Raw genomic sequence first — 26,454 nt, 5'->3', positions numbered from 1 at the left:
TTTGTGGCGGGCGTTTACGGGGAGAACTGGTAGACCACGTTGTCCCAAGTGGCGTCGGGATTCTCGGGGTCGAGGTGCTGGATGACGGAGATCTTCCCCGATCCGCAGTCCCCGAACGCGTCGCAGTTGATTTCGCCGATGATGCCCTGGTATCCGGCAACTTGATCGAGGTACTGGCGGACTCCGGCCCGGTCGATCACCAACTTCCCGCGCTCCACCCGCGAGGCGGCGGTGACGGCGTCCAACAGCAGCGTGGTGGCGTCGTACGCGTGGGCCCAAAAGGCCCGCACGGGAGGCGCTCCTGTCATGTCTGCGAAACGCTTGACAGCTTCCTCGGCGTTCATGCCGGTGGCTTGGTTGGCATTGTCGCGGAAGTCCAGGTCGGGACCGGAGATGTACACCCCGGCGGAGAACTCCAGCTCCATGAAGGAGTAGTGGAGCACGCCGTCGGCAAAGACCAGCACGGTGTCCTCGAAACCCCCGTGCTGTCTCAAGACCTCGATGAGGTCGGCCCCCGTGTCCTGGTAGAGCGGGAAGAACAGCGCATCGGGCTCGTCGGCTGCGATCGGGGTCAGCACCTCAACCAGATCCGTCGTGTCTGAGTCGATCTCGATGTAATGGGTGATGGTGCCGCCGTGGCCCTCGAACGAGCTGCGGAACGCCTGGGCCAGCCCTTCAGTGTAGGCGTCGCCCTCATGGACTACCGCCACATTCTGGGGGCCGAGGGTGTCGTGCAGGAAGGCCGCCACCGCCTCGCCCTGATAGAGGTCGTTGTGCGCCGTGCGGTAGTACCCCGGCAGGTAGTGCTGGCTGGGGGTGCCGGCCAGGTCGGAGGTGAGCTGCGGCGAGGTGTTCGACATGGAGATCATCACCAGCCCGGCGGCGGTGATCAGCGGTGCGGCAGCGATGGCGGTCACCGAGCAGGACGAGCCGATCACCCCCACGGTTCTCGCATCGGCCAGCACGGCCTGGGCTGCTAGCGGACCGTCGTCGGCCGTGCACAGGTCGTTGATGCCGTCGCCCAGCTCGACTGCGAACCCGCCGTGGATCGGCCCGTAGTCCTCGATGGCGAGCTCGACGGCATCGATGTAGTCCCGTGCGCCGGCGCCGGGGATGTCGAATGAGCTGAGCGACCGGATCTGGACAGCATCGCCCGGGCGGACGGTGATGACCCCGAGTGATCTGTCGCCGAGGGCGGGGCCGTCAGCGTCGCTGCACGCTGATGCCAGCAGGCAAATGGCCAGCAGGATCGATGTGCCAGCAGTAACAAGGCGGTTAACCATGGGCAGTTTCTAGTCGATTCTCGACGAATTGGTACGGTCATCCGATGGGTGTCGACAGGTACGAGGGTGCGGACGCAGCGGCGGTGGGCTGAACGCCTGCCGCCCCACCTCGACCCCGAGTTGGTGGAGGGCGGCGACACCCGCAACGTGGTGGACGCCTACCGCTTCTGGCGCCACGAGGCCATCGTGGCTCACCTTGACGAACGCCGCCACGGATTCCACGTGGCGGTGGAGAACTGGCAGCACGACCTCAACATCGGCACCATGGTCCGCAACGCCAACGCCTTCGGAGCCGCCGCGGTACACATCGTGGGCCGTCGGCGCTGGAACCGTCGGGGGGCCATGGTCACCGACCGCTATCAGCACGTGCTGCACCACCCCGAGTTGGACGACATGGTGGCCTGGGCTGCCGAAGCCGAGCTGCCGATCCTGGGCATTGACAACGGCCCCGGTTCTGAGCCCATCGAGAGCTACTCGCTGCCCGAGCGCTGTGTGCTGCTGTTCGGCCAGGAAGGACCCGGCCTGTCGTCGGAGGCGATAGAGGTGTGTGAGAGCGTGCTGGCCATCACCCAATTCGGCTCCACCCGCTCCATCAACGCCGGCGTCGCCTCGGGCATCGCCATGCACCGCTGGGTTTGTCAGCACGCCCTCTGATTGCTGGGGCGACCCAGCCGATATTCAGGGCCGGGGCAATAGGTTGCGGGGGAAGAGGTGGTCGAGCTCATCCAAGGTCCACGGGTCCACCTCGGCGTGGTCGCCCCGGTAGATGGCCCGCTCTTCCCGCAACTCGTTGAAAACCGCCACTTGGCCCCCGGCCGCATGGACCACGTGGCCGCTGATGTAGTCGGCCGCGTCGGTGCAAATCCACACCGCCGCGGGGGCCACGTACTCGGGTGGGGGAGTGGTGAGGTAGCTCTGCCACATCTCGTCGTCGATGATCCCCTGCTCGTGCCAGGCCTTGAAGCCGTCGTGCGATTTGGCGTGCAGCCGAGTGGCCGCCCCCGGCGCCAGGCAGTTCACGGTGACGCCAGTGCCCGCCGTTTCGGTGGCCAGCGCCTTGGTCATCGAGATCACCCCGCCCATGGCCGCGGCGAACGCCGGCTGGCCCAGATCGCCCAGCGCCCCGTGCGAGGTGGTGTTCACCACCCGGCCCCAGCCCTGGCCCACCATCAGCGGCACCGCGTGGCGGGCGATGAACCACTTCTGGGACATCTGCAAGGCGATGGTCTTGTGGTAGAGCTCGGGCGCCATCTCGTAGATCGACCCCTCGATAGCCGCCCCCGCACAGTTCACCGCGATGTCGATGCGCCCATAGGTATCCACCACCTGCTGCACCACCGCCCCAGCCCCCTCAAAGGAAGCCACGTCTGAGTGGTTGGCCACCGCCGTGCCCCCCGCCGCCTCAATTTCGGCCACCGTCCGAGCCGCATGGGAATCATCGGCCCCGTCGCCCGCCTCGTCGGTCCCCAGATCGTTCACCACCACCTGAGCCCCATGCTCCGCCAACAAGAGCGCAATAGCCCGCCCAATCCCATTCCCCGCCCCCGTAACCATCGCCGCTTTTCCATCCAGCCTCTTGCTCATGGCTGGCACAGTAGCCGCCGGTGGCAGCGGCCTTTCGAAGTGGAGACGTTGGTGGACGGGCTGCTACTGCCGTCGCAGGTAGACGGTCCAGTTGGCGAGGCCTACTAGGACGCCGCCGATGATGTTGCCGAGGGTGACGGCGGCGAGGTTGTGGACTACCCAGGGGAAGTTCAGGCGGCTGATCTGCTCGGAGGTGAGCCCGGCGGCGGCCAGGGCGTCGGCGTCGGTGGACACCAGCCAGCCCAGGGGCAAAAAGAACATGTTGGCGATGCTGTGCTCGAAGCCGGCGGCCACGAAGGCGGTGATGGGCAGGATGATCCCGATCATCTTGTCCACCAGGGTGCGGCCGGCCACCGCCATCCACACCGCCAAGCACACCAGCATGTTGGCCATCAGCCCCCGCACGAACCCGGTCCCGAAGGAGAGGTTGACCTTGTCGTTGGCGATCTGGATGGTCCGCACCGAGAAGGAGAAGTCTCCCTGGGCCCACCACCGGCTGTAGTACAGCAAGAACACGATCACCAGCGAGCCGATGAGGTTGGCCGCAAACGCCAGCGCCCAGTTGCGGGTGAGCTCGCGGCCGCTGATGCGGCGGCTGAAGAAACTGGCCACCATGAGGTTGTTGCCGGTGAACAGCTCCGACCCGGTGACCACCACCAAGAACAGCCCCAGGGAGAATCCCACGCCGATGAGCAGCCGGGCCGGGCCAGTGCCCAACTCGGGGCTGACCGCGATGGTGAGGGCGAAAACACCGCCCAAGGCGATGAACGCCCCGGCCATGATGCCGAGGATGGTCGTCTGGGCCAGGTCGAACTTGGCCTTGCCGATCCCGGCTCGCTTGATCTTCCGGGCAATCTCCTCTGGAGTCAGGGCTTCCGACATGTTCCTATTCTTACCCAACTAGCGTGTAGGCATGGCTGATTCGGTCGCAAGTATGGAGTTCTCTGCCGGGGGCGTTATCTCCGACTCCCGGTATTACGCCGGTGCCGTAGAGGCCTTGCGCAGTGCCTGCGCCCAGATCGGGGAGGCGGCCGACACGGCCCAACGAGCCGGATTCTTCGCCGATATCGACGATCTGACCGACGAAGCCGACGCCTCGGCCCATGATGCAGGCAAGGCCGCGGTCATGGCGATGGCCGAGGCTCTGCGGGCCAAAGAAGCGGTCGCCGCCTATGCCGACGCCGCCCGGCAAACGCTGGCCGAGGTGACTGCGGCGTTTGCCGCGCCCGCAATGCCAAGCATTTCAATCGGCGATACCGGTGCCGAAGAGGCCGATGCCGTCGAGGAGGATGGGGAAGAAGAGGGGTCGTTCTCGGGCCACTTGTCCGGTGCGCTCGTTGCGCTCGCCGAGCAGCGGGAGAATGAGGCCGGCCGCGGCGAAGACGATGGCTACAGCAAGCTGGCCCAGACCCTGTCGGTGCTCGCTGACGCCCGTACGGCCTATCGAGACGTCGATGAGGCTCTGATTCTGCTGGCCAACGCTCGAACCGCATACCTGAAGGAGTCGGAAGCGGCCTCGCAAACCGCGGTGGCTGCCGATATCGGGGCCGCTCTGGCCGATGACATCCGGTCGTCGTTCGTCGGCGAGTTCCGATCCGCGGTGACCACGCTGGCGGTAACCCGAACGGCCTACAACGCGGAAGTCGCCGACGGTCTGTGGAGCGCCTTGGCTGAGGCTCAGGCCAATCTGGCCGCGGCCACTTCCACTGTGTTCGAGATCCAGGCTGCCGCTGGCGATCACGGCGGCGCCGACGACGTTCACGCCGCTTCGGCTTTGGCGTATTCGTTCAGCGACTCGGGGACTCCGACCGACGTCTATGACGCAGCCCGAGATGTGGTCATCGAGGCCAAGGAGCATCGGCGACGGGCCCAGAGCGCCTGCGACACGGTCGATGCCCTGCTGGTGGAGAACCGGGCAGTTGCCGCTGACGCCTTGATTGAGGCCCGAGCAGTGGTCGGTGCTGAGGCCCTCTTTGAGATCAGGGCTGCGTACGACACGGCCAGCGCCGCCATGGACGCCCTGTTCGGAGCTCGGGCCGCTTTCGAAGTGGGATTCGATTTCACTCTCCCTGAGATTTTCGGAGACCTCGAATAGCGTGACGGCCATGTCTGAGCCTGAGCTGAGCATTGAGCTGCCCCCAGGGGGTGTGATGGGCGATTCGGGCTTCTATGCCCGAGCCGCTGACGCCATTCGCAGCACCTTCGCTCTTGTGGGCGAGGCGGCTGATGCCGCGCAAAGGGCCGGGTTCTTCGCCAGCATGGCCAATTGGGACGACGAGGCCGACGCCGCAGCCGTCGAGGCCGACCTGACCGCAGTTTGGGCCGCGGTCTCAGCTCGTCGGGCAAGGCGGGAGACAGCCGTCTTTGCCGAGGCGGCCCGCCAAACCGTTGCCGAGATCGCCTCGGCCTACGCCGCCACTGAGGAGGGCGACGAAAGCATGGGAGCCAGTGCCGCCACAGAAGGCGCCCACACTTTGCCCGAACGAGGCACAGACGAAGGCGCAGACACCTCGTCCAGCAGCGCCTTCGATGCGCTTGTGGACGCCTTGAGTTCTTTGGCCGAGGAGCGTCGAAACGGCGTGACCGCCGATACAGGTAACGGTTCCGACGACGGTTACATCACACTGGCAGAAAGCCTGAGCGTGTTGACGGAGGCCCGGGGCGCTTATCGCGACGTGGCCGATGCCCTGATCACCTTGCTGGAGGCCCTGGAGGCTTACCGGCAGGAAATCGGCACCGACTGGCAAACTGCCATCGCGGCCGACATCCAGATTCATCTGGCCGCCGAGGCCCAGATGGACCGGGTGGGCGATGTCAGGGCTGCTTTGGCCGAACTGCGCGTTGTGCGATCGGCGTACAACGCCACCGTGACGAACGACGTATGGGACCTCCTCGCCGAGGTGCGGATGGCCTTCGCCAAGGCGGCCATAACCCTGGGGGAGGTCCAGGCCGCGGTCGACGTCCACCGCGAAGACAGCGATCCCTATGCCGCCTCGGCCATGGTCGCGGCCCTCGGCGACTCCGACGAGACGTCGCCGGACGCCTATGACGCCGCTGTGGATGTGGTTGTCGAAGTGACCAACGACCTTCTTAGCTGCAAGGCTGCCTACGAGGCGGTGGAAGGCGTATTGGCCGAAGTCCGAGCCGTAGCGGCCGATGCCTTGATCGAGGCCCGAGCCGCGGTGGGCGCCGAGGCCCTGATCGAAACTCGGGCTGCGCACGATATGGCTAGTTCGGCGCTGGAGGCTCTGGTGGAGGCCCGGGAGGCTTTCGAGGTTGGCATGGTTCTCGCCGTCCCCGATTTCGTCAGGGTCAGAGAATGAGGCTGCCGCTGGGCCGCTGAGGACTTGCTCCCGCCCTACAGGGTCACGCCCAAGAGCAGCGCGGCGATAGCAGTCACGCCTGCCACCGAACCCAGCATGGCGATGTGGCGGCGTTCGGTGGCCTTGGTGTGCAGCCAGGCAGCCAGCCCGGTGGCGATCACCAGCACGAACTTGACGCCGAAAGTCACGTGATAGCTCGTGGCCGCGTCGGCGAAATCCACCTCGAAGATGTTCCAGAGCCCGGTGGCCACCGACAGGGCGAAGAACGGCCACGCCACCCTTCCGAACTGTTGGGCCACCGCCTGAGTGGCCTCTGGCCCCACCTTGCGCAAGGCCGGCACCAGGGCGGCCACTATCACCTGGCCGCCCACCCACACCGAGGCGCCCAATATGTGAAGGAAGGCTCGGAGCGCGTCGAGGTCCCAATTGGCTTCGATCATGACTCGGTTCTAGCAAACCGCGTCGAGCTAGTAGCAGTTCGGCGGTCTGCGATTGGTACCGTCGCGCCATGAGCATCGACCGAGCCGTCTATCAGCAAGCCCTGCGATCCGACGGCGAGGCCATCGCCGCTGCCGGGCGAAGGGACATCGACGCAGAGGTGCCGTCATGCCCGGGATGGACGATGCACAAGCTGCTGGCCCACGTGGGCCGGGTGTACCGCTCGGTGGGGCGCCACGTGGCCGAACGAGCCACCGAGATGATTCCCGCCGATGAGATCCCCCGTCCCCCCGAGGGCGACGCCATCGGGGAATGGTTCGAGGAAGGGCACCGATTCGTGCAGGAGGCGTTGGATGGTGCCGATCCCGACGAGGCGGTGTGGACCTGGACCGGCCAGAGCACCATGGCCTTCTATTTCCGCCGGATGGCCCACGAGACCGCCGTACACCGCTGGGATGCCGAAGCTGCCTTCGGCCAGTCCGACACCATCGACTCCGACCTGGGGGCCGACGGGGTGAGCGAGCTGTTCGAGGTGGTGCTGCCGTTCGCGGTGGCCAACTGGAACATGACCCTGCCCGACGCCAGCCTCCATCTGCACCGCACCGACGGTGAGGGGGAGTGGCTGCTGGTGAACGACGGCGGCCGCATCAAGATGAGCCTCGAGCACTCCAAGGGCGACGCCGCCGTGCGGGCCAGCGGAACCGACCTGCTGCTGCTGTCGTGGGAGCGCATCGGGCTGGACAGCCCCGGCGTGGAGACCTTCGGCGACGCAGACGCCGCCCGCGCCTGGTTCGCCCTGTCCCGGTAGAGCCGCCGAGTAACCCGACAATGGCCGACGACGCATCCTCACCGGCGCCGATGCCGTCGGTCCCCACCCGGGCCGATGTGTTCGACCAGTACATGCCGGTCGTGCTGTTTTTGGTGCTCAACAGCGCCTTCGGCTTGATCCCTGCCATCGCGGCCATGACGCTGTGGGCCGTCAAAGCCCAGGTCAGCCGATACCGCCGGGGTCTGCCCCTCGGGAGGGTGATGCCGATCATCGTGGTGTACCTGCTGATCCGGGGCACTTTGGGCATCATCTACGACAGCGAGGAGGTGTACTTCGGCATCGGTATCTCGGCCAAGGCGCTGGCCGCGCTGGCGCTGCTGGTATCGGCAGCCATGAGGCGCAACGCCACCGGCTACGCCCTTCCCTATCTCGTGCCGATCGACCGTGACACCAAGTCCCACCCCGAATACCGAGCCGCCACCCGACGGGTCTCCATCGCGGTGGCTTTGATTGTGTTCGCCAGCGCAGGATTCGACACCTGGCTGCTTCAGAACGCCTCGGTCAACAAGTTCGTGCTCATCCGCTTGGGGGTCAACTGGGGGGCATCGATCGCCACGATCCTGGGCGTGGGCTTGTACCTTGACCGCCGTCTCCGCCGCATCCCCGGCTTCCCCGGCTTGATGCCGTTGGTGGAGCGGCGTTTGGAAGACCTGGGCATGAGGCCGCCGTCGTCCTCGGAGTAAAGACCGGCAGGCTGGGGTGACCGGGCGACACCGCCGTAACTAGAGTCTCGGCCATGGGAGAGAACAATTGGGGAAGATGGGGCGACGAGGATGAGCGGGGGGCGCTGAATCTGCTCACTCCCGACGTGGTGAAGGAGGCCAGTGCCTCGATCACCACCGGGAAGGTGTACCCGTTGGGCATCCCGATCCAGTCGCAGGGCGTGCCCATCATGGACTACCGGGGGACGCCCATGCGGCTCACCCTTCAAAACGCCTCCGATGAGGGCATCTATGCGGCCTACGGCTGCCACGACGGCACCGGGGCCCATGAGGACGTCTTGGTGTTCGCCTCCCACACCACCAGTCACATGGACGCTCTGTGCCATGTGTACGGCCAAGACAAGCACTACAACGGCTTCTCCAAGGAGGCCATGAAGACCCACACCGGGGCTTCCCGACTGGGCATCGAGAAGGTGGGGGCTATCGCCGGGCGGGCTGTGCTGCTCGACATGGTGGCCCACATGGGCGCCGACAAGTGGCTGGAGGCGGGCACGCCGATCAGCGGGGCCGACATGGCGGCCTGCGCGGAGGCTCAGGGCACCCCAGTTCGAGCGGGCGACATCGTGTTGATCCGTACCGGCTATCTCGACATGTGGTGGTCAATTGAGGCCGATCCCAACGCCGAACAGCCCTTCGCCCAGCCGGGCATCAACAACGACGGGGCCAGGTGGCTGGCTGAAAGGGATGTCGTGGCCGTCGGGTCTGACAATGCCGCCATCGAGGTCATCCCGTTCGACGAGAACGACTTTCTCACCGTCCACAAGATCCTGCTGGTGGGAGCGGGCATCTACATGCTGGAGTTCTTGAGCTTCTCTGAAATGGCCGCCGACGGATGCCACGAGGGCTTCATGACCGTGTCGCCCCTCAACGTGACCGGCGCCACCGGCAGCCCCATCAACCCTGTGGTCATCGGGTAGCTCTGCCCATGCCCGAGATGGCCGGAGGTGGCCTGCTGGGCACCCCTGAAGGGGCGGTGCTCGACCAAGTGCGGGTGCTGGAGCTCTCGCGCACCATTGGCGGGGCCTACACCGCCAAGCTGTTCGCCGACGCCGGTGCCGAGGTGATCAAGGTCGAACCTCCCGGCGGCGATCGATTGCGGTCGTGGTCGGCATCGGGCTCGCCCGCGGGCGGCGATTCCGGTGACGGCGCCTTCTTCCAATTCCTCAACGCGGGCAAACGCAGCGTGGTGATCGACTTGGATGATTCCGGGGGCCGGGACCGGTTCTTGAAGCTCGCTGCCACCGCCGATCTGGTAGTGGAGGATTTGGGTTCCGGGACCATCGAGTCGATGGGGCTGGGCCACGCCGAGCTATCCGAACAGAATCCGGCCCTGGTGCTGCTGTCGATCTCGCCGTGGGGCCGAGGCGGGCCGTGGGACCAGCGCCCGGCCAACGAGTTCACCCTCCAATCCTGGGTGGGTTCCACCCACAGCCGGGGCATTCCCGGGGAAATGCCCCTCGGGGTGGGGGGCAAGCTTGGTGAGTTCCTGACAGCAGCAAACGCAAGCGCACTGGGACTGGCCGCTCTGATGTCTGCCCGACGGGACAACGCCCAGGGCGAGCATGTCGACGTGTCGGCCTACGAGGCCATGACCACCAGCTTCATTGTCTATGCCCACCTCTACGCCACCTACGCCCCCGAGTCCCGCACTGGGGCCACTCGTTCCATCGAGATCCCCTCCATTGAGCAGGCCAAAGACGGCTGGGTGGGGTTTTGCACCATCACCGGCCAGCAGTTCAAGGACTTCTGCGTGGTCATCGACGACCCTGAAATGGCCGACGATCCGAAGCTGGCCAGCGGAGATGGCCGGATGGACAACCGCAACGAGGTTTGGGAGCGCATCGCCCGATATACCCAAGCCCACACCGTGGACGAGATCGTAGAGAAGGCCACCTTGCTGCGGGTGCCGGTGGCCCCGATCGGCGACGGCAGTCGGGTCGCCCAGATCGACCACTTCGCCGAGCGGGGCGTCTACGTGCATAACCCCGGCGGGTTCACCCAACCTCGAGTGCCCTACAAGCTCAGTGCTCGGCCGTCTCGCCCAGTGTGGCCTGCCCCTGAATTGGGAGAAGCCGGCGATGCACTGCTCGGGGCGAATGGCGCTACCAGTCGGGCCCCGACCCCGCTACCCGCCCGTACTGAGCCGTCGCTTCCGCTGGCCGGGCTCCGGGTGTGCGATCTGGCCACGTTCTGGGCCGGGCCGGTTGCGTCGTGCCTGTTCTCCGCCCTGGGGGCCGACGTCATAAAGGTGGAGTCCATCCAGCGGTGCGACGGGATGCGCTATGCCAGCGGGCTCCAACGCGAGGACTTGTGGGAGTGGAGCCCGGTTACCCACGGGGCCAACACCGGCAAACGCTCGGTGACGCTGGACTTGTCCAGCGACGACGGTCTAGCTCAGGTGAAGCGGCTCGTCGAGATGTCCGACATCGTGATCGAGAACTACTCCCCCCGGGTAGTGGAGAACTTCGGCTTGGACTGGGACGAGGTTCACCGTCTGAACCCCAACGCCATCATGGTTCGGATGCCGGCCTTCGGGCTCGATGGGCCGTGGCGCGATCGCACCGGCTTCGCCATGACTATCGAGCAGGCCAGCGGCCTGGCCTTCCTCACCGGCGATCCCGAGGGGCGGCCGCTGGTGCCCCGGGGGATGTGCGACCAACTCGGCGGGATGCACGCGGTGTTCGCCACGCTGCTGGCCGTCGAGCACCGAGCCCAGACCGGTGAGGCGCAGCTGGTAGAAGTTCCCCTGATCGAGGCCGGGCTGAATGCGGCGGCTGAGCAGGTGATCGAGTGGTCGGCTTACGGACAGCTCCTCCAACGCCAAGGCAATCGCTCGCCCTACTCCGCCCCCCAGGGCATCTACGCCGCGCCGGGCGAAGACCGGTGGGTGGTGATCTCAGTGGACCAAGATGCCCAATGGCCCGCATTGGCCCACCTGCTTGGGCGTGAGGATTGGGTGGCGTGGGCCAGCCGGGATGAGCGCCATGCCCACCACGACGAGATCGACGCTGCCATCAGCGCATGGGTGGCCGATCGGGACCGCGATGCCGCGGTGGACGAGCTCCTTGAAGCCGGTGTGCCCGCCGCCCCGGTTATCAGTGGCCGGGAGTCGGTTGACAACCCTCAGCTTGTCGCCCGGGGCCACCAACAGTGGATGGACCACGTAGTTGTTGGTCGAGTGCCTTATCCCAGCTTCCCCGGCCGGTTCAACGGCCAATACCACCGCCTGGGTCGCCCCGCCCCCACCCTGGGCGAGCACAACGAGGAGATCTTGCGCGACGTGCTCGGCCTCGACGCTTCCGAGATCGCCCGCCTAGCCGAAGCCAAAGTCATCGGCACCCGTCCCGCCCATGCGGGCTGAAGACGACTCCGGGCTGCGGATCGCGGCCTGAAGGACAATAGGGTTTCCGTCGATGTTCCTCGACCTCACCGAAAGCCAACTCGAGCTGCAAGCCACGCTGCGAAATTACTTCGAGAACCTGATGACCCCCGAGCGTCGGGACGCCATGGAAGGCAGACGGGCGGGGGAGGTTTACCGAGAGACCGTCCGCCAGATGGGCAAGGACGGCTGGCTGGGGGTGGGCTGGCCCAAGGAGTGGGGCGGACAGGGCTACACCCCGCTGGAGCAGCTCATCTTCTTCGAGGAGGCCAACCGGGCTGGTGTGCCCCTGCCGTTCGTGACCCTCAACACGGTGGGGCCGGCCCTGAACGTGTACGGCACCGAGGAGCAAAAGGCGTTCTTCTTGCCCAAGATCCTGGCCGGCGAACTGCACTTCTCCATCGGCTACTCCGAGCCCACCGCAGGCACCGACCTGGCTTCGCTCAAGACTCGGGCGGTGCGCGACGGCGACGAGTGGATCATCAACGGCCAGAAGATCTGGACCACCGGCGGCCACGAGTCCGACTGGATATGGCTGGCCACCCGCACCGATCCCGACGTGCCCAAGCACAAGGGCATCACGATCTTCGCGGTGGACACCACCCTGGACGGGTTCAGCCACACCCCCATCTGGCTGTTGGGCGGGGGCCACACCAACGCCACCTACTACAACGACATCCGGGTGCCCGACTGGGCCCGCATCGGCGAAGTCAACGGAGGCTGGAAACTCATCACCGCCCAGCTCAACCACGAGCGGGTGGGGCTGGCCCCGGCCGGCAACATCGACGGGCCGCTGCGCCGGGTGGTGGACTGGGCCCGCCAGACCGCCCTGGACGACGGTCGCCGGGTGATCGATCAGGAGTGGGTGCGCCTGGCACTGGCCGAGGTGTACGCCCGCAACGAGGCGCTCAAGATGTACAACTGGAAGGTGGCCGCCGCTCTGGAAGACACCGAGCTGAAGCCGGCCGATGCCTCGGCCATGAAGGTGTTCGGCACGGAGCTGAAGGTGAAGTCGTTCCAGTCCCTCATGGAGGTGCTGGGACAGCGGTCATACCTCGTGAAGGGCACGCCGGAGGCGGTGCTCGCCGGCGAGCTGGAGCGGGCCTACCGGGGAGCGCCGGTGGGAACCTTCGGCGGGGGAGTGAACGAGGTCCAGCGCGACATCATCGCCACCGCGGGGATGGGGTTGCCCCGGTCGCCTCGCTAGAAGGTGGTGGTCTGGCCGCCGTTGGAGCGGAAGACGTTGCCGGTGGTGAACTTGCCGGCGTCTGAGGCCAAGTACAGCATCAGGTAGGCCTGGTCGATGGCTTCGCCGAGAGCGCCGATGGGGGACAAGTCCCGGGCGTAGTCCAAGAACTCGTCATAGGCCTCCTGATTCAGGGTGCCGTCTTCGTTGTGCAGGCGCCAAGTGGTGAAGTTGGTGAGCGTGCTGCCCGGGGCCAGGGTGCAAACCCGGATCCCGTAGCGCCCCACTTCCAGCCCCAAAGTGCGGCCCAGCATGGCCACCGCCGCCTTGGTGAAGGCGTACACCCCGATGCCCTCATAGGCCAGATCGATGGCCCCGGAAGACACGTTGAGGATCACCCCGCCGCCATCGTCCTTCATCGCCCCGATGGCCGCCTGGCAGCCGTAGAGCACCCCTTTGAGGTTGAGGTCGATGCCCCGGTCGATGTCCTCGTCGGTGAGGTCCTCGATCAAACCGGGGAACATGGCGCCGGCGACGTTGGCGATGATGTCGAGTCCGCCATAGGCGGCCACTGCTCGGGCCACCAGGGCGTCCACCTCGTCGCGGGAGGTCACGTTGCAGGCTTGGGCGATGGCCTCGCCCCCGTCCTCGCGGATGGCCTTGACGGTGCTCTCGGCCCCCTCGCCGTCCAGGTCGCCACACACCACCTTGGCTCCGGCGGCGGCAAACAGCTCGGCGGTGGCCTCACCTATGCCCGAGGCCGCCCCGGTGATCACCGCGACTTTGCCGTCCAACCGGAATGCGTCCAGCGCGTCTGCCTTCATCAGATCCTCCTGTTACCTTTGCGGCTGCTGAGATCAATCAACCGCACAAGGTGAAGATGCCTTGTGCGATTCATCAGGGAGCAATCATGGCAGATGGCGTGAAGGGATATGGAGTGCTGGTGACGGGTGGCGGCACAGGAATCGGTCATGCCTGTGCGGCGGCGCTGGCTGCCGACGGCGCTGCGGTGACCATCTGCGGGCGTACCGAGTCGAAGCTGGCCGATTCGGCCGAACGCATCAGCAAAGAAGCTGGCAACGGGGGCAGCGTGGCCTACGTGGTGGCCGACGTGACCGATGAGTCCTCGGTGGCTGCCGCAGTGGCTGCCGCCGCCGAGCCCACCGGGACACTGAATGGGGTGGTGGCCAACGCTGGCGGGGGCGGCGGAATGGGCCCCTACCACCTCCAGGACACCGACGAGTTCCTGCGGGTGTTGCACCTCAATGTGCTGGGCACCATGCTCACCGTCAAGCATTCGGTACCCCTGATGAGGGCCGCCGGGGGTGGGTCGTTCGTGGGCATGTCCTCGATTGCCGGTCACGTGACCCACATGTACTTTGGGGCCTACACCCCCGGTAAGGCGGGCATCGAGGCCATCATGCGGAACGCGGCCGATGAGTATGGCGCGGCCAACATCAGGTTCAATGCCATCCGCCCCGGTTTCATCGCCACCGAGATCATGGAAGGCATCCCCCGAGACGGCGAGGTGTACGACAGCTACATCGAGAACACTCCCATGGCCGATGTGGGGTATCCCGAAGACGTGGGCCACCTGGCCCGATTTCTGATCGGTCCCGAGTCCCGATGGATCACCGGGCAGTGCATCAACATCGACGGTGGCCACAGTCTGCGGCGGGGACCCTATTTCGGCTCCTTTATCGAGCCCGCGTTGGGCCGCGACGTAATGCTGGGCGACATACCGGGATCATGACTGGCCAAGGCGGCTCAGCGGGTGCCGAAAGAAGGAGAGGCCAGTGAAGTACTACGCCGCGGTGATGTTCGAGGACACCGACCAGCTGGTGGACATCGCTCGAGCCGCTGAGGCCGAGGGGCTCACCGGAGTGGCGCTGGCCGACCACGTGGCCGTTCCCGAGGGGTTCGCTTCGGTACACCCGTCGGGCGAGAACCCCTTCAGCCACACCTCGCCGTTCCCAGACCCGCTGATCACCGCGTCGGCCATGCTGAGCGCCACCACCACGCTGGAGGTGCTCACCTACGTGTACATCCTGCCCATGCGCGACCCATTCTCGGTGGCCAGCCAAGTCGCCACTCTGTCGCTGCTATCCAACAACCGGCTCCGGCTGGGCATAGGGGTGGGCTGGCTGCGGGAGGAGATCGAGCTGCTGGGAGCGGACCCCAGCAGCCGGGGGCGGCGCACCGACGAGATGATCGAGATCTGCCGCCGGTTTTGGCGCGACGGCACCGCCGAGTTCCACGGCGAGTTTTTCGACTTCGGCTCCACCGGTATGTACCCCCAGCCCGAGGCGCCGGTATCGGTGTGGGTCGGAGGCAAGTCAGAGGCCGCTTTGGCCCGTGCGGTTCGCAACGACGGCTGGGTGGGCATGAACTACGACCTGTCTGAGATCCACCGCCTGCTCGACCGCCTGGGCGAGCTGCGCAAGGAGGCCGGCAAGGAAGACGGTCCGTTCGAGACGATGGTGATCCCTAACGCCGAACCGTCTCCCCGGCTGCATGACAAGATGAACGAGCACGGGGTCACCTCCACCATCGCCATGCCCTGGTACCCCGGCGACCCGACTCACGCATCCATCGAGGCCAAGCGCGACGCCCTCGGTCGCTTCGCCGACGCCTTCATCCGGCGCTGAACTCCATGGTTGACACCGCACCACCGCTGGCCAAGGGCTCGGTGTCGCTGCGGCTGTATCCCCACGACGGCCCCGCCGCCGAGCAGTTGGACGAGGTGCGCTCCTTGGCTTGCCGGGCGGTGGAGGTGGGCTACGACGGAGTAATGGTGTCGGAGCACCACGCCGGATTCCCGGGTTATTTTCCCAACCCTCAGCAGATGGCCGGATTTCTGCTGGCGGCCATGCCCTCGGGATGGGCCGCGCCCTGCCCGCTGCTGTTGCCGATGAAGCCCTACCCGCTCATCGCGGAGGAAGTGGCCTGGCTGGCCGCGGCGTTTCCCGGTCGGGTGGGAGCAGGGTTCGCGTCAGGGGCGCTGCCGGTCGATTTCGAACTAGCTGAGGTCCCGTTCGACGAGATCACTCCGCGGTTCAAAGAAGCCCTCCCCAAGGTGGTGGCCGCGTTGCGCGGGGAGGCCGACCCTCCGCTGGCCAGCGATCGGGCTATCGCCGCCTGCGCCGATCACCCGGTACCGATGGTGGCGGCTGCCCAGTCGCTCGCCGCCGTCCGTCGGGCCGCCAGGCTTGGTCTGGGAATCCTCTACGACAGCCTCCAAGCCACAGACCACGTCCGGGCGCTGTCGGATGCCTACGACGAGGCCGGGGGGACCGGCCCCAAGATCCTGATCCGCCGAGTGTGGATCGGCGGCCCCCCCGGCGAGGCCGTCGACAACCAGCTCGACTTATACCGGACCTACACCACCGAGGGCACCATGGCCCGCTGGGACCAAGGCGCCAACACCGTTCTGGCCGACGACGGCGCCGAAGTCGCCGAGCGATTGCACGCCGAGATGGCCGCCACCGGCACCGACACCATCAACATCCGCATCCACGTAGTCGGTCTGTCCCCCGGCTACATCCGCGACCAGCTCGACCTCCACGGCGAACTCGTGGGACCCCTGAAAAGGATGATCTCCGGTTCATAACGCCGCGCCTGAGCGTCGGATGCTCTCGCTTTATTGCTTTTTGACGACGAACGTTTTCGCGGCCTTGTCATGCCAACCCTGGCGGTCTCGATCCCACACGAGGGAGAGGTAGCAAAGCAGCACCAGAATCTCTCCAACGTACGGAACAAACCATGCAGGAAGACCCAGAACAAATGGCAGGGCCCAGCGACCGAGTGAACTGCCCCATGTCGGAGGCCGGCCCCATTCAGGCTGGAAGAGGTCGTCGGCTCGAACTACCTGGATTCTGGTAGCCATTTTCCCCGGTGTCTGACCCCGCATTGCTGTGAATGCAATCTCGTAGATAGCCCCTATGGCAGCTAGCCAGATGCCCACCGACTGAATGCTCTCGGAATAGTCCTGCAAATGGTCGAAGAACTCATCGGCAGTGTCTGAGTCGGATAGTTCGTCGAGTGGCATCGGCTTGACATCGATGAAGTGAAGGGCAAAGAGCAAGGCAATGGTGAATGCCACGAATATGAGCCCATCGATGAGCCGGGCGCCGAATCGGGCAAAGCGAGTAGCCAGTTCCTGGGACTGGCGAGAATCCGGGGTGCTCTGGTCGGATTGATTCGATGTCTGAGGTGCTGGCGGGGCTGTTCGGCTCTTCGGCGGTTTGAGATTCTCCGCCCCGGTTAGGTGGTCCAGCGATTGGACCCCGTCGTCGGCCACATACTCTGTCCACTTCTCGCCATCCCACCAGCGGTACTCATGGCGGGTGGTGGGATCCGACTCCCAAGCGGGGTTGCTCATGCGGAGGTCAGGCTAACCGGTGGCTGTCAACCGACCCGTGGCTCAGTCTGCGTCGACCTAGGTGACATCGGCGTTAGCTGCCTTGTGGATAGCGCGCCTGAGGGACCGGTTTGAAGAGGTTGTGGGGGTCGCTGATGACCACGGTCTTCAGCATTTTGTCCCACACCGTCTGATTGCGGTCGTTGTTCAGCAGGACGATGCCATTGACGATGACCCAGATGATGCCCAAAAGAAAAACACCGGCCAAGAAGAAGATGACCGCCGCCTTCAGCACCAATTCGCGCAGGGCCATCCATCCCCAATCGGCCGAACAACGGCTTTCCAGACGGATCACCCTCATTTTCAGCACCTGCTTGGCTGGCGACTGGCCTCGGGCGTAGACGATCAGCGACCAAATCAGCCAGCCGATCAACAGTGTGACTACGGCCAGCAGGAGCTCGAGAAACAGGGCCCCGAAACGCTGACCTCGGGACGCCAGCATTCTCGACAACTCGGGTTGCTCAATGCTGAGGCCGCTGTCGAACTCTTCTGAAGTCGGGCCAGCAGGCGGTGGCGCTGACGGGGGCGTTTCTAGGGGGAGCCCTGCCTCAGTGGAACTGACGGGATCGACCGACTGGACCCCGTCGTCGGCGACTTGGTCGGTCCAATTCTCACCATCCCACCAGCGGTACTGGTGGCGACCGGTCGGGTCGGGCTCCCAAGAAGAAACACCCATAGCGGACTCAGGCTAGCCGTGGGCTGGCAATTCGACACTTGCCAGCCCGGTGGTTGGTTGTCGGGATTGCCTCACAACGACGAGGGTTCCCCCGACCTTGTCGTGCCAACCCTGACGCTCTTTGCCCCAGGTGAGGGAGAGACGGCAAAACAGCGTCGCCAGCCATCCAACGAATGGGATCAGAAGCAGCAGCCCAGGTATGACCCAGCGACGGATCGATCGGCTGGGTCCTGGCCTGCCTCCAGTGTCTTTGCGGATGACATGGATTCCAGTGGCCATCTTCCCCAGTGTTCGCCCTCCAGCCGAGATCATCGTGACCTCGTAGAGCAAGCCAACAATGAAAACGGGGGCAACTATGAGCCAATAGATCGCTGTCCCGGGCCAGGATTGGTCGTCCCAAAAGTCCAGGGCATCGAGAGCGAAGCCAATGGGGAAAATCAGGGCAAGCCAAAAGAAAGACATGACCAAGAAGTCGATCATTCGGGCTCCGAGTCGGGCGCCTGGGGTGGCCAGTAAGACCGGTTGGCCGGTTCTTGTGCGGGCCCAGGCCGCTTTGGGGGAGGCAGCCCGGTTCACTTTGACGACCATGGTGCCTGCGGCCAAGTCGTGCCATCCTCGGCGGTCCCGGTGCCAGGTCAGAGCGAGAAAGCACAGTGGGGCCAAGATCAACCCGGCGAAGGGGACCAGGCCCAGCAAACTGGGGATAGACCACCTGCGCAGCGCCATGCCGACACCGGGGATGCTGCCGTCCTTGATTCCTACCATTTTGATCCCCGCGGCCATCTTGCCCAAGGTCTGGCCCTTTGTGGCAGTGAACGCGACCTCGTAGACGAAGCTGATGAACAACACCACCCCGAAGAAAATCCAATCTTCAACGGTTGGTGACGTTACGAAAATACCGGCGAAATCGCCCCAGTTGATGTCCCCTTCTGTTGTGAAGAATGCGGGGAATGCAAGTGGCGTGGAGACCAGGAAAGAGTCGATGAGCTTCGCCCCGAGCCGAGCGCCGGGACTGGCCAGCGTCACGCTCCGCCCGTCGCCGAATTCGGCCATTCGGCCGCCGAAATGAAATTGTCCCGCCTCAGCGGCCTGTGGATCAGAAGGGGTAGGCAGGGCGTCGAGGCCTGTGACCGGATCGCTGGTGGCAACGCCGTCGTCGGCGCCATGGTGGGTCCACCTTTCGCCGTCCCACCAGCGGTACTGGTGACGCCCGGTGGGGTCAGGAAGCCAAGCGGGGTTGCTCACAACTCAGTTGGGGGCCAATAGTCCAACTAGTCGTTTGTCCCAGTCTGCGACGAGCGGCGGGGACGGTCGAAGAGGTAGTTGGGGTCGTGAACCACCACCGTCTTCACCATCATGTCCCATAGTGCTTGATTCCGGCTGCTGACTAGCAGGGCAATTGCGTTGGCCAACAGCCAGAGAATGCTGAGTCCAGGAAAGATCAACTCCAAGGGAATGCCAATCAGCATGGCCAGCACAAAGTTACGCAGAGCCATCCATCCCCAGTGGGCGGCTCTGCGCTCTTCCAACCGCACCACTCTCATTTTGAGCAGTTGTTTGGCCGGGGTCTGGCCGCGTGCCCAGACGATAAGCATCCAAATGAGGTAGCCAATGCCCAGGGTCACGATTGTCAATGGAATTTCAAGCAGATACGCCCCGAACCGCCGCCCCTTCGATGCCAGCATCGAAAGTGGGTCGGGGGTACCTGACCCAGAATCGGGCATTGACACTCCCGGGACCGACCCCGGAGGTGGAGGCGGCGATGGTGGCGCATTGCGAGGGAGGTTCGCCTCGCTAGAGGTGATTGGATCGACTGACTGAGCGCCGTCGTCGGCTACTTGGCCTGTCCACTCTTCGCCATCGAACCAGCGATATTGGTGGCGGCCGGTTGGGTCGGGCTCCCAGGAAGAAACGCTCATCGTGATGTCACACTAGTAGTTGGCAGCGACAATCGAACACCGGCAGGGTGATGTAGATGACGGGCTATGACGAGTTTTCCATGCTGGCGGACAATGCCATTGAGGTGGGGTTCAGCTGGGATGGGCCGCCTCCGGTGGAGCGCCGCCGGGTGGAGTTGCCCAGCGGGCTTGGGTTGAGCGCCATCGTGTGGGGAGATGCAGCAGCCCGAGTGGTGTTGGTGCACGGGGGCGCCCAGAACGCCCACACTTGGGACACGGTGGTGCTGGCTCTGGGAGAACCCGCTGTTGCTATAGATCTGCCCGGCCATGGGCACTCTGACTGGCGTCCCGAGCACGACTATTGGCCGCCATCGATGGCCGATGACTTGGCGATTGCCATCCGTGAGCTGGCCCCGCAGGCTGAGCTGGTGGTGGGCATGTCGCTTGGTGGGTTGACCGCGATCTGCCTGGGCGCGCGCCACCCGGATCTGGTGCCGTCGCTGGCGGTGGTGGACGTGACGCCCGGCACGGACCACGCCAAAGCTGAGCCCATCGTGGAGTTCATCTCCGGACCCCAGACCTTTGAGAGCTTCGACGACATCTTGGGTCGGACCATGGAGTTCAACCCCACTCGCACTGAATCGTCGCTACGGCGGGGCATCATCCACAACGCCTTCGAGCAGGATGACGGAAGTTGGACTTGGCGTTGGGACCCGGTCCGAGACTGGAAGATGGACGATCCGGCTAAACCAAGCAGCGGCAGCCCCGAGTTCTCCGATCTGTGGACCGCGGTGGATGCGCTGGAGTGCCCGGTGGTGCTGTATCGGGGGGCAGATTCAGGCGTGGTGGGCGACGAGGACGTTGAGGAGCTACTGCGCCGTCAGCCCGAAGCTGAGGTGGTGGTAGTTGCCGACGCCGGCCACAGCATCCAGGGCGACCAGCCGCGGGAGCTGGCCCGCTTGCTGGCCTCTCGCCTGGGCTAGTCGTTGCCGTAGGCGGCGGTGAGGCGCTCGGCGCCGCCGATGCCGGGGGCGGGCTGGCCGCCGGGATAGCGGGCTTCGTAGACCCCAGTCAGACCGTCACGCCAGCTCACCTGGCACGGACCGGTGAGTGAAATCCGCTTGGCCGGGTCGGCCCCCGCCCCGGGTTGTGAGCCGGGGAAGGTGTCGTAGACGACCTCGGGCATCTTCCCGGAGAGCTCGCCCAGATGCATCACCCAATCCTCGGCTTTGACGTGCTCGTCGCCGCCCCAGTTGACCACCGTGGCCGGGACCGACGCCGCGGCCAGCAGCGGCTCCACTTGGGCGTTCATGTCATCCTGGTGGATGGGGGAGTACGGCGATGGCGCTGGGGCCCGCAGCCGGATTGGGAGATCGTTCATCAGCCAGTCCATGTGGTACACCGGCAGCCCGCCGTTGGGCCCGTAGCTGGCGTTGATGCGAGCAACGGTGGTGGGCAAGTTCAGCGCTCGGGCCATGGTCCGGGCCACCGCCTCTCCGCCGATCTTCGACATCGAGTAGGTGGGGGCGTGGACCGCGTGGCAGTCGCCGATGCGGTCGGTCTCGGTGTAGAGGTGCCACGGGTCGGGGTGGGGGTGGTACACCGAGCAGGTGGAGGCGATAAGGGCGGCCTTGGCCTTGTGGCAGTGGGCCATGAGCAGGCCGGTTCCCTCGGCGTTCACCTGAATGGCCCAGTCGTAGTCCAGGCCCTGCCCCTGGAAGGCCGCCATGTGGACCAGGTAGTCGAAGTCGTCGGGCAGCATCGAGAAGTCCCCGTCAGCCACGTCCGCAACCTCAGTGTGAACCCCGGCGGCCTCCACCATCTCCCGGCTGCCTTCGGCGCTGAATCGGGCGATTCCCCATACCTCGTTGTGCTCGGCCAGATAGGCGGCCATGGGGAGGGCGATCTGGCCGGTCATGCCGGTTATGAGGATCTTCTGGTCTTGCAGCATGGGAACTCCTTAGCAGCTTCTAGAGGTCGTCGATCAGCTTGAACAGCTCGGCGGAAGCCAATCCAGCTTCTGCGCCTGCCTGGGCCAGCCTGTCGGCCACCCACGCGTGGAATCGGGCCAGGTCGGCGTGGCTGGGGTTAGGGGGCAGGTCCAGGGTGGTCTCATATTGGCTGACGAAGGCCTCGACGGCCCGTGCCTTGGCCGACTCGAAGCCAGCGGCGTCCTCAGCGTGGTCGGGCTCGTCGGCCTCGAACAGCAAAAGGGCGTCGGGGCGGTGGGGGGCCAGGCCCAGTTCGGGGAAGAAATGGGGGTCGCGAGCCGCCACGATGCCGTCGACCGTGAGCCAGCCGGCGTGGCGATGATCGGGATGGAGCCGCCATCGTCGCCACGGGTCGTGGCCTAGCACCACGGTGGGGCGCAGGGTCCGGATCCACGAGGCCACCTGTCGGCGGGGTTCTGGACCAGACTCCAGTTCCCCGTCGACCCAGCCCAAGAACACCACCTCGTCGGAAGCACCAAGCCGCCGGGCCGACTCGCGCTGCTCGTCTTGGCGCACCACCACCAGCTTGTCCAGGTCGGCATTGGGATCCCAGGTTCCCTTGGAGCCGTCGGTACACACCAGCAGACTCACCTCGCAGCCGCGGGCAGCCCATTTCGCCAGGGTTGCTCCGGCGTTCAGCTCGATGTCGTCGGGGTGGGCGCCGATGGCCAGTGCCCGCTCGGGGATGGCCAGGTCGTGCGACTTCACGCCCTCACGGCCAGTTCGTTGAGGTCGGCGGGAAGGTCGATGTCGAGTCCGAAGGCGGGGTCGCGCAGGATGCGCAGGCTGCGGCCCAGCCGCTGAGCCTCGGCCATGTGACGGGCAAACGAGCCTCGACCGTAGGAAAACTCAAACGGGCAGTCGCTGGGCAGGGCGATCACGTTGGTGCCGTCGTTGCGGCGGTCGGGCACCAGAGTGATGCCCGGCCAGTCGCCCAGCGGTGCCAGCGATCCGGCCAGCGGAAGGTCTCCGTGGGCCACGATCACCCGGTGGTATCCGGCGTCTCGCAGGTGGTCCACCCCGCTACGCACCGCGCCGTTCAGCCCGGTGCCGGGACGCCACACCACCTCGGCCCCGACGGAGTCGGCCCAATCCCGCACACCGTCGTCGTCGCACACCACGGCCACCGGCAGCGGCACGGCCGACTGAACCACGTGGGTGGCCATGTCGCGGGCCAAAGCGGCCCGTTCCTCGGCCCCCAGAGCAGGCGCCAGCCGGTGCTTGGCTTCCGCGAACGCCTTCACCGGGATCAACACCGCCACCGTCGGCCCTGGGCTCACCCGCAGGAGTCTACGGCTATCGGCTCAGGTGGCCCATACGCAGTACCACTGGCCTGTTTTGGTACTGACCCGTCTACGCTCAATGCCTATGTCGAACAGGGTCGCGGTCATCGGCGGAGGCTCGTGGGGCACCACGGTTGCCCATCTGGCCGCGCACAACGAGCCCACAGTGTTGTGGTGCCGCGATCCGAAGACGGCCACCGCCGTGAACGAGCGCCACGTCAATCCCCGTTATCTGGACGGCTTCGAGCTGCATCCCCGTCTGCGGGCCACCACCGACTTGGAGCAGGCCGTGGCGGAGGCCGAGGTGGTGGTTATGGGGATTCCGTCGTCCGCGTTCCGACAAGTCTTGGAGAAGGTGGCCCCTCATCTGCGGCCGTGGGTACCGGTGGTGAGCCTCACCAAGGGGCTAGAGCGGGGCACCCGCCAACGCATGACCGAGATCATCAACCAGGTGGCGCCGGCCCACCCCGCGGGCACCCTCACCGGCCCCAACCTGGCCAAGGAGATCCTGGCCGGACACGCGGCCACATCGGTGATGGCCATGGCGGACGACACCGTGGCCACCGCCCTCCAGGGGGTGTTCACAACCGATCGCTTCCGGGTCTACACCAATGACGACGTGATCGGCTGCGAGCTGGGCGGCACCCTCAAGAACGTGATCGCCCTGGCTTCGGGCATGGTCGACGGCCTCGGTGCGGGGGACAACACCCGAGCAGCGGTGATTACCAGGGGGCTGGCAGAGATGGGCCGTCTGGGTACTGCCATGGGCGGTCGAGCCGACACCTTCGCTGGTCTGGCTGGGATGGGCGACCTGCTGGCCACGTGCATAAGCCCCCAGAGTCGCAACCGCCATGTGGGCGAGCAGCTCGGACGAGGCCGCAAGGCCAAAGCGGTGGTGGCCGAGATGGACCAGGTGGCCGAAGGGGTGTTCACCGCGGGGGTAGTGGTGGAATTGGCCGCCGAGCACAGCGTGGAGATGCCCATCAGCACCGAGGTGCATGCGGTGATCAAGGGCACGCGGACCGCGGCCGAGGCATCGATGGTGCTGATGGGGCGCCAAACCCGCCCCGAGCCAGAGGCGACCAGGGCGTCGCGTTTCCGCCGATTGTGGCCGGAGAAGGCGGATTCCAAGGGGTCGCCGCTGCGCCGGCTCTGGCGGTTCGTGACGCGGTCTTCTTGATGAGACGGTGTTGATGGCCAACAAGTCCCTTGATGTCTTGGGCGCGCCCGGATGGGGAGAGGTAGATGCCCGGGGGTTGGTCCGCCCCGGTTCCGGCGAATGGACGCTGGACTGGTGGGTAGGGGCCTCAGATCGCTGGCACCGGGCGTCGCAGGAGGCCGCCGTGCGCCAGAACGATGTGGGGGCCGGTGCGGTAGTGGAAACCCGCATGAAAGTGCCCGACGGAGACGCGGTGCAACGGGTCTGGGCGGTGGCCGCCGGCGGGGGGCCTGCGGTGGCGGTGGTGGAGGTCGGCAACGAGGCCGCTACTGCTTTCGCAGTCGCACTGGTGGTGCGGGCCCCGGGGGCGGTGCTGACAGTGGACCAGACCGGGGTAGCCGTCGGGGGACAGCCGAAGCTGTCGTGGGATCGTCCGCCAGCGGGTGCTGTGGTCGGGCCTGACGAGGTGGAGGCCCTGCTTGAGGTTGAAGGCGGGGCTACGACAGGGTTGGACGGCAAGGGCCGCGACGTGGCCGCCGCGGTGTGGCCGTTGCCCCATACCGCCCGGATAGCGGTAAGCGCATCGCTGGGTCGGGGCGCGGTGCCGGCACCATCCGACCTGCCTGATGCCGAGGCGGTGGTGCGGGGTTGGCAGGCCCACCTGGACCGAGGTGCCCGAATCGAAGTGCCCGATGAGGGCTTGGCTCGGCGCATCGACCGCAATCGCCGCCGATGGCTGGGGCGCACCGGCCGTATGGAGACCCTAGACGCTGCCGAACTCTGCGAACTGTCGGTGCGACTCGACCATCACGGCTACCACGACGATGCCGAACTGGTGCTGGACGAGATCGCCGCCCGCTGGACCACCGAGGCGCCAACCGAGCGGTTGAAGGCCTTTACCGTCCACCATGACCTGACAGGCGACCAAGAGGCCGCCGTCCGATTCGTTGAGGCCGTGGCCGAGGCGGTTGAGGCTGCCGCCCGCATTCGCGCAGCTGTGCCGGTGGAGCCGGTCGAGCGCCTCCTGATCGCCGCAGGCCAAGATCGGGCCGCTCAAGACCTGCGGGGTCTCAACCTTCCCTCTACGGAGCCCTCTAGTGAAGGGTTGCGGGCCGAGCTCGTGGCCGACCACGGTGACATTCTGGATTTGGCACCCGGCTTCCGTGCTGGCTGGCGGGGCGGTCCCCTGGCCGTCTACGACCTGCCCACCCGGTTCGGCCTGATGTCGTATGCCATCCGCTGGCACGGCCCCCGCCCCGCCCTGCTGTGGGAGCTCGACTCCCGCTCCGGCCAGACTCCGGTCACAGTGCGAGCCCCCGCCCTGGACGAGATCTGGTCAAGCCAGGAACCGACCGGAGAAACGCTGTTGGCCGCACCCCAATAGCTACCTTGAAGAGATGCGGGCCGCACTCAAGTCGGCTGCCCCCACGTTGGCGGTTGAGCGCCTTCTGTGGGCCGAGGGCCACCAGGTGGTTGTGGGCATGGACGAGGTGGGCAAGGGGGCGTGGGCCGGGCCTTTGACCTTGGTGGCCGCGGTGCTGCCCACCGATCGGAGGGTCTACCGAGTGCGGGACTCCAAGCTCTTGACCGAAGCCGAACGAGAGGGGCTGTTCGACCGGATCGCCGACTGGTGCGTGGCCTGGTCCGCAGGCCACGCCAGCAACGACGAGTGCGACGAGTTGGGCATGTCAGCCGCCCAGCGGCTGGCCGCCCGACGGGCGCTGGACGGCCTGGGTCCCGAGGCCGATGCCGTGCTGGTCGACGGCCGCTGGGATTTCGTAGGCAACGGCAAGACCCGAGCGCTCGTCAAAGGCGACGCCACCTGCCTGTCCATCGCCGCTGCGTCCATCCTGGCCAAAGTCACCCGCGACCGCATGATGAGGGCCGCGGCCCGCGACTACCCCGACTACAACTTCGATAGCAACAAGGGCTACCCCTGTCCCCGCCACAAAGCCGCCCTAACCGCCCAAGGCCCCACCCCCCTGCACCGCCGCTCCTGGGCCTTCATGGACACCCACGGCTGGTCCCACCTCCGCACCAGCCCCGGCTCGCCCCTGCCGTTCTGATCGCAGGACTCGCCACACTGCTCCTTACGATTAGCGAGCTAGCATGACCACTATGGAGCCGACGGACAAAGATACCGAGGCCGAAGAGCAGGACGTTTTCGAAGACATCATCAAATTCGAGAGCGTCACTGCTGCCCAAGGTATCTTCCCGGAGGAACTGTTCTTCTGGCGACGCCGGAAGCGGAAGCCAGAAGCCGCCTCCTAGCTCCCAGTAATC

Annotated in this window: 28 protein-coding genes and 2 pseudogenes; 16 read left to right on the top strand and 14 right to left on the bottom strand. The window is 65.9% G+C overall.

The annotated features are described in order from the left end of the window. Nucleotides 1–14: 14 nt before the first annotated feature. Entirely contained in the window at nucleotides 15–1,283 is a 1,269-nt protein-coding gene (locus ACOGJC_RS03600; RefSeq protein ID WP_419847140.1) for a branched-chain amino acid ABC transporter substrate-binding protein, read from the bottom strand. A 66-nt stretch (nucleotides 1,284–1,349) separates the two neighbouring features. Here ACOGJC_RS03600 and ACOGJC_RS03595 point away from each other — a divergent pair, with 66 nt between their 5' ends. Next, nucleotides 1,350–1,937: a TrmH family RNA methyltransferase gene (locus ACOGJC_RS03595; protein WP_419847139.1), complete on the top strand. Its 588-nt coding sequence runs from the start codon at nucleotides 1,350–1,352 to the stop codon at nucleotides 1,935–1,937. 24 nt (nucleotides 1,938–1,961) lie between these two features. On the opposite strand, the gene ACOGJC_RS03590 is transcribed toward ACOGJC_RS03595, so the two are convergent. Further along, nucleotides 1,962–2,867: an SDR family NAD(P)-dependent oxidoreductase gene (locus ACOGJC_RS03590; RefSeq protein WP_419847138.1), complete on the bottom strand. Its 906-nt coding sequence runs from the start codon at nucleotides 2,865–2,867 to the stop codon at nucleotides 1,962–1,964. 63 nt (nucleotides 2,868–2,930) lie between these two features. Then, nucleotides 2,931–3,749, bottom strand: coding sequence for a formate/nitrite transporter family protein (locus ACOGJC_RS03585; protein ID WP_419847137.1), 819 nt, complete (start codon nucleotides 3,747–3,749; stop codon nucleotides 2,931–2,933). 31 nt (nucleotides 3,750–3,780) lie between these two features. Between ACOGJC_RS03585 and ACOGJC_RS03580 the strand changes: the two genes are divergently transcribed. Both ACOGJC_RS03580 and ACOGJC_RS03575 read left to right on the top strand, forming a co-directional pair. After that, nucleotides 3,781–4,962 carry a hypothetical protein gene (locus tag ACOGJC_RS03580; RefSeq protein WP_419847136.1) on the top strand — a complete coding sequence of 394 codons (1,182 nt, stop codon included), beginning with the start codon at nucleotides 3,781–3,783 and terminating at the stop codon, nucleotides 4,960–4,962. A 10-nt stretch (nucleotides 4,963–4,972) separates the two neighbouring features. Beyond that, nucleotides 4,973–6,190: a hypothetical protein gene (locus ACOGJC_RS03575; protein WP_419847135.1), complete on the top strand. Its 1,218-nt coding sequence runs from the start codon at nucleotides 4,973–4,975 to the stop codon at nucleotides 6,188–6,190. A gap of 35 nt (nucleotides 6,191–6,225) precedes the next feature. Here the strand turns inward: ACOGJC_RS03575 and ACOGJC_RS03570 are convergent, their stop codons facing one another. After that, nucleotides 6,226–6,630, bottom strand: coding sequence for a hypothetical protein (locus ACOGJC_RS03570; RefSeq protein ID WP_419847134.1), 405 nt, complete (start codon nucleotides 6,628–6,630; stop codon nucleotides 6,226–6,228). Nucleotides 6,631–6,698: 68 nt separating this feature from the next. On the opposite strand from ACOGJC_RS03570, the gene ACOGJC_RS03565 reads away from it, so the two are divergent. The 5 genes from ACOGJC_RS03565 to ACOGJC_RS03545 are packed head-to-tail and all read left to right on the top strand — an operon-like array spanning nucleotide 6,699 to nucleotide 12,765. Then, nucleotides 6,699–7,436 (top strand): maleylpyruvate isomerase family mycothiol-dependent enzyme, encoded by a 738-nt coding sequence (locus ACOGJC_RS03565; protein ID WP_419847133.1) that lies wholly within the window; start codon nucleotides 6,699–6,701, stop codon nucleotides 7,434–7,436. Nucleotides 7,437–7,456: 20 nt separating this feature from the next. Continuing rightward, the gene (locus ACOGJC_RS03560; protein ID WP_419847132.1) at nucleotides 7,457–8,140 is read left to right on the top strand and encodes a DUF3159 domain-containing protein; all 684 of its coding nucleotides are present in this window, start codon (nucleotides 7,457–7,459) and stop codon (nucleotides 8,138–8,140) included. 53 nt (nucleotides 8,141–8,193) lie between these two features. Further along, complete coding sequence (locus ACOGJC_RS03555) at nucleotides 8,194–9,096, top strand: cyclase family protein (protein ID WP_419847131.1); 903 nt, start codon at nucleotides 8,194–8,196, stop codon at nucleotides 9,094–9,096. An 8-nt stretch (nucleotides 9,097–9,104) separates the two neighbouring features. Then, entirely contained in the window at nucleotides 9,105–11,540 is a 2,436-nt protein-coding gene (locus ACOGJC_RS03550) for a CaiB/BaiF CoA transferase family protein (RefSeq protein WP_419847130.1), read from the top strand. Nucleotides 11,541–11,592: 52 nt separating this feature from the next. Beyond that, a complete protein-coding gene (locus tag ACOGJC_RS03545; protein ID WP_419847129.1) occupies nucleotides 11,593–12,765 on the top strand; it encodes an acyl-CoA dehydrogenase family protein in 1,173 nt (390 codons plus the stop codon). Here the strand turns inward: ACOGJC_RS03545 and ACOGJC_RS03540 are convergent. Beyond that, complete coding sequence (locus ACOGJC_RS03540; RefSeq protein WP_419847128.1) at nucleotides 12,762–13,568, bottom strand: SDR family NAD(P)-dependent oxidoreductase; 807 nt, start codon at nucleotides 13,566–13,568, stop codon at nucleotides 12,762–12,764. The genes ACOGJC_RS03545 and ACOGJC_RS03540 overlap by 4 nt on opposite strands. 86 nt (nucleotides 13,569–13,654) lie before the next feature. Between ACOGJC_RS03540 and ACOGJC_RS03535 the strand changes: the two genes are divergently transcribed. Genes ACOGJC_RS03535 through ACOGJC_RS03525 form a run of 3 tightly spaced genes read left to right on the top strand, consistent with a single transcriptional unit; the run spans nucleotide 13,655 to nucleotide 16,354 of the window. Beyond that, entirely contained in the window at nucleotides 13,655–14,497 is an 843-nt protein-coding gene (locus tag ACOGJC_RS03535; RefSeq protein ID WP_419847127.1) for an SDR family oxidoreductase, read from the top strand. A 43-nt stretch (nucleotides 14,498–14,540) separates the two neighbouring features. Continuing rightward, entirely contained in the window at nucleotides 14,541–15,392 is an 852-nt protein-coding gene (locus tag ACOGJC_RS03530) for a TIGR03619 family F420-dependent LLM class oxidoreductase (protein ID WP_419847126.1), read from the top strand. 5 nt (nucleotides 15,393–15,397) lie between these two features. Beyond that, the gene (locus ACOGJC_RS03525; RefSeq protein ID WP_419847125.1) at nucleotides 15,398–16,354 is read left to right on the top strand and encodes an LLM class flavin-dependent oxidoreductase; all 957 of its coding nucleotides are present in this window, start codon (nucleotides 15,398–15,400) and stop codon (nucleotides 16,352–16,354) included. A gap of 30 nt (nucleotides 16,355–16,384) precedes the next feature. Here the strand turns inward: ACOGJC_RS03525 and ACOGJC_RS03520 are convergent, their stop codons facing one another. The 6 genes and pseudogenes from ACOGJC_RS03520 to ACOGJC_RS03495 form a co-directional block, all read right to left on the bottom strand. Next, the gene (locus ACOGJC_RS03520; protein ID WP_419847124.1) at nucleotides 16,385–17,125 is read right to left on the bottom strand and encodes an RDD family protein; all 741 of its coding nucleotides are present in this window, start codon (nucleotides 17,123–17,125) and stop codon (nucleotides 16,385–16,387) included. Between the two features lie 73 nt (nucleotides 17,126–17,198). Continuing rightward, the gene (locus tag ACOGJC_RS03515; protein ID WP_419848190.1) at nucleotides 17,199–17,606 is read right to left on the bottom strand and encodes an RDD family protein; all 408 of its coding nucleotides are present in this window, start codon (nucleotides 17,604–17,606) and stop codon (nucleotides 17,199–17,201) included. Between the two features lie 147 nt (nucleotides 17,607–17,753). Continuing rightward, nucleotides 17,754–17,840 (bottom strand): annotated as a pseudogene (locus tag ACOGJC_RS03510) (DUF2510 domain-containing protein); the annotation flags it as partial. Nucleotides 17,841–17,852: 12 nt separating this feature from the next. Next, nucleotides 17,853–19,085 (bottom strand): RDD family protein, encoded by a 1,233-nt coding sequence (locus tag ACOGJC_RS03505; RefSeq protein WP_419847123.1) that lies wholly within the window; start codon nucleotides 19,083–19,085, stop codon nucleotides 17,853–17,855. Nucleotides 19,086–19,111: 26 nt separating this feature from the next. After that, nucleotides 19,112–19,564: an RDD family protein gene (locus tag ACOGJC_RS03500; protein WP_419848189.1), complete on the bottom strand. Its 453-nt coding sequence runs from the start codon at nucleotides 19,562–19,564 to the stop codon at nucleotides 19,112–19,114. Nucleotides 19,565–19,669: 105 nt separating this feature from the next. Further along, nucleotides 19,670–19,759: pseudogene (locus ACOGJC_RS03495) on the bottom strand (DUF2510 domain-containing protein); the annotation flags it as partial. Nucleotides 19,760–19,815: 56 nt separating this feature from the next. On the opposite strand from ACOGJC_RS03495, the gene ACOGJC_RS03490 reads away from it, so the two are divergent. Further along, nucleotides 19,816–20,721 (top strand): alpha/beta fold hydrolase, encoded by a 906-nt coding sequence (locus ACOGJC_RS03490; RefSeq protein ID WP_419847122.1) that lies wholly within the window; start codon nucleotides 19,816–19,818, stop codon nucleotides 20,719–20,721. On the opposite strand, the gene ACOGJC_RS03485 is transcribed toward ACOGJC_RS03490, so the two are convergent. The 3 genes from ACOGJC_RS03485 to cofC are packed head-to-tail and all read right to left on the bottom strand — an operon-like array spanning nucleotide 20,718 to nucleotide 23,009. Further along, entirely contained in the window at nucleotides 20,718–21,689 is a 972-nt protein-coding gene (locus ACOGJC_RS03485) for an NAD-dependent epimerase/dehydratase family protein (RefSeq protein ID WP_419847121.1), read from the bottom strand. The genes ACOGJC_RS03490 and ACOGJC_RS03485 overlap by 4 nt on opposite strands. A 19-nt stretch (nucleotides 21,690–21,708) precedes the next feature. Beyond that, complete coding sequence (locus ACOGJC_RS03480) at nucleotides 21,709–22,437, bottom strand: PIG-L deacetylase family protein (RefSeq protein WP_419847120.1); 729 nt, start codon at nucleotides 22,435–22,437, stop codon at nucleotides 21,709–21,711. Further along, the gene (cofC, locus tag ACOGJC_RS03475; protein WP_419847119.1) at nucleotides 22,434–23,009 is read right to left on the bottom strand and encodes a 2-phospho-L-lactate guanylyltransferase; all 576 of its coding nucleotides are present in this window, start codon (nucleotides 23,007–23,009) and stop codon (nucleotides 22,434–22,436) included. The genes ACOGJC_RS03480 and cofC overlap by 4 nt, the downstream gene beginning before the upstream one ends. An 88-nt stretch (nucleotides 23,010–23,097) precedes the next feature. Between cofC and ACOGJC_RS03470 the strand changes: the two genes are divergently transcribed. The 4 genes from ACOGJC_RS03470 to ACOGJC_RS03455 are packed head-to-tail and all read left to right on the top strand — an operon-like array spanning nucleotide 23,098 to nucleotide 26,442. Next, nucleotides 23,098–24,192 carry an NAD(P)H-dependent glycerol-3-phosphate dehydrogenase gene (locus ACOGJC_RS03470; RefSeq protein WP_419847118.1) on the top strand — a complete coding sequence of 365 codons (1,095 nt, stop codon included), beginning with the start codon at nucleotides 23,098–23,100 and terminating at the stop codon, nucleotides 24,190–24,192. 13 nt (nucleotides 24,193–24,205) lie between these two features. After that, nucleotides 24,206–25,555 carry a hypothetical protein gene (locus tag ACOGJC_RS03465; protein WP_419847117.1) on the top strand — a complete coding sequence of 450 codons (1,350 nt, stop codon included), beginning with the start codon at nucleotides 24,206–24,208 and terminating at the stop codon, nucleotides 25,553–25,555. Between the two features lie 13 nt (nucleotides 25,556–25,568). Continuing rightward, the gene (locus ACOGJC_RS03460) at nucleotides 25,569–26,237 is read left to right on the top strand and encodes a ribonuclease HII (RefSeq protein WP_419847116.1); all 669 of its coding nucleotides are present in this window, start codon (nucleotides 25,569–25,571) and stop codon (nucleotides 26,235–26,237) included. A gap of 43 nt (nucleotides 26,238–26,280) precedes the next feature. Beyond that, nucleotides 26,281–26,442 (top strand): hypothetical protein, encoded by a 162-nt coding sequence (locus tag ACOGJC_RS03455; RefSeq protein ID WP_419847115.1) that lies wholly within the window; start codon nucleotides 26,281–26,283, stop codon nucleotides 26,440–26,442. The last annotated feature ends 12 nt before the right edge of the window (nucleotides 26,443–26,454 follow it).

The sequence above is a fragment of the Candidatus Poriferisocius sp. genome (assembly GCF_965204015.1).
Classification (GTDB): domain Bacteria; phylum Actinomycetota; class Acidimicrobiia; order Acidimicrobiales; family Bin134; genus Poriferisocius.
Note: the sequence above shows the minus strand (reverse complement) of the source record. Positions and strands in the feature narration are given on the sequence as shown.

Excerpts from the sequence above, each read along its gene's own strand:
- ACOGJC_RS03460 (WP_419847116.1), top strand. The coding sequence starts at position 25,569 with ATGCGGGCCGCACTCAAGTCGGCTGCCCCCACGTTGGCGGTTGAGCGC.
- ACOGJC_RS03600 (WP_419847140.1), bottom strand. The coding sequence starts at position 1,283 with ATGGTTAACCGCCTTGTTACTGCTGGCACATCGATCCTGCTGGCCATT.
- ACOGJC_RS03570 (WP_419847134.1), bottom strand. The coding sequence starts at position 6,630 with ATGATCGAAGCCAATTGGGACCTCGACGCGCTCCGAGCCTTCCTTCAC.
- ACOGJC_RS03520 (WP_419847124.1), bottom strand. The coding sequence starts at position 17,125 with ATGAGCAACCCCGCTTGGGAGTCGGATCCCACCACCCGCCATGAGTAC.
- ACOGJC_RS03485 (WP_419847121.1), bottom strand. The coding sequence starts at position 21,689 with ATGCTGCAAGACCAGAAGATCCTCATAACCGGCATGACCGGCCAGATC.
- ACOGJC_RS03540 (WP_419847128.1), bottom strand. The coding sequence starts at position 13,568 with ATGAAGGCAGACGCGCTGGACGCATTCCGGTTGGACGGCAAAGTCGCG.
- ACOGJC_RS03565 (WP_419847133.1), top strand. The coding sequence starts at position 6,699 with ATGAGCATCGACCGAGCCGTCTATCAGCAAGCCCTGCGATCCGACGGC.
- ACOGJC_RS03560 (WP_419847132.1), top strand. The coding sequence starts at position 7,457 with ATGGCCGACGACGCATCCTCACCGGCGCCGATGCCGTCGGTCCCCACC.
- ACOGJC_RS03465 (WP_419847117.1), top strand. The coding sequence starts at position 24,206 with ATGGCCAACAAGTCCCTTGATGTCTTGGGCGCGCCCGGATGGGGAGAG.
- ACOGJC_RS03515 (WP_419848190.1), bottom strand. The coding sequence starts at position 17,606 with ATGCTGGCGTCCCGAGGTCAGCGTTTCGGGGCCCTGTTTCTCGAGCTC.
- ACOGJC_RS03550 (WP_419847130.1), top strand. The coding sequence starts at position 9,105 with ATGCCCGAGATGGCCGGAGGTGGCCTGCTGGGCACCCCTGAAGGGGCG.
- ACOGJC_RS03500 (WP_419848189.1), bottom strand. The coding sequence starts at position 19,564 with ATGCCCGATTCTGGGTCAGGTACCCCCGACCCACTTTCGATGCTGGCA.
- ACOGJC_RS03470 (WP_419847118.1), top strand. The coding sequence starts at position 23,098 with ATGTCGAACAGGGTCGCGGTCATCGGCGGAGGCTCGTGGGGCACCACG.
- ACOGJC_RS03535 (WP_419847127.1), top strand. The coding sequence starts at position 13,655 with ATGGCAGATGGCGTGAAGGGATATGGAGTGCTGGTGACGGGTGGCGGC.
- ACOGJC_RS03490 (WP_419847122.1), top strand. The coding sequence starts at position 19,816 with ATGACGGGCTATGACGAGTTTTCCATGCTGGCGGACAATGCCATTGAG.
- ACOGJC_RS03585 (WP_419847137.1), bottom strand. The coding sequence starts at position 3,749 with ATGTCGGAAGCCCTGACTCCAGAGGAGATTGCCCGGAAGATCAAGCGA.
- ACOGJC_RS03455 (WP_419847115.1), top strand. The coding sequence starts at position 26,281 with ATGACCACTATGGAGCCGACGGACAAAGATACCGAGGCCGAAGAGCAG.
- ACOGJC_RS03580 (WP_419847136.1), top strand. The coding sequence starts at position 3,781 with ATGGCTGATTCGGTCGCAAGTATGGAGTTCTCTGCCGGGGGCGTTATC.
- ACOGJC_RS03590 (WP_419847138.1), bottom strand. The coding sequence starts at position 2,867 with ATGAGCAAGAGGCTGGATGGAAAAGCGGCGATGGTTACGGGGGCGGGG.
- ACOGJC_RS03545 (WP_419847129.1), top strand. The coding sequence starts at position 11,593 with ATGTTCCTCGACCTCACCGAAAGCCAACTCGAGCTGCAAGCCACGCTG.
- ACOGJC_RS03525 (WP_419847125.1), top strand. The coding sequence starts at position 15,398 with ATGGTTGACACCGCACCACCGCTGGCCAAGGGCTCGGTGTCGCTGCGG.
- ACOGJC_RS03575 (WP_419847135.1), top strand. The coding sequence starts at position 4,973 with ATGTCTGAGCCTGAGCTGAGCATTGAGCTGCCCCCAGGGGGTGTGATG.
- ACOGJC_RS03555 (WP_419847131.1), top strand. The coding sequence starts at position 8,194 with ATGGGAGAGAACAATTGGGGAAGATGGGGCGACGAGGATGAGCGGGGG.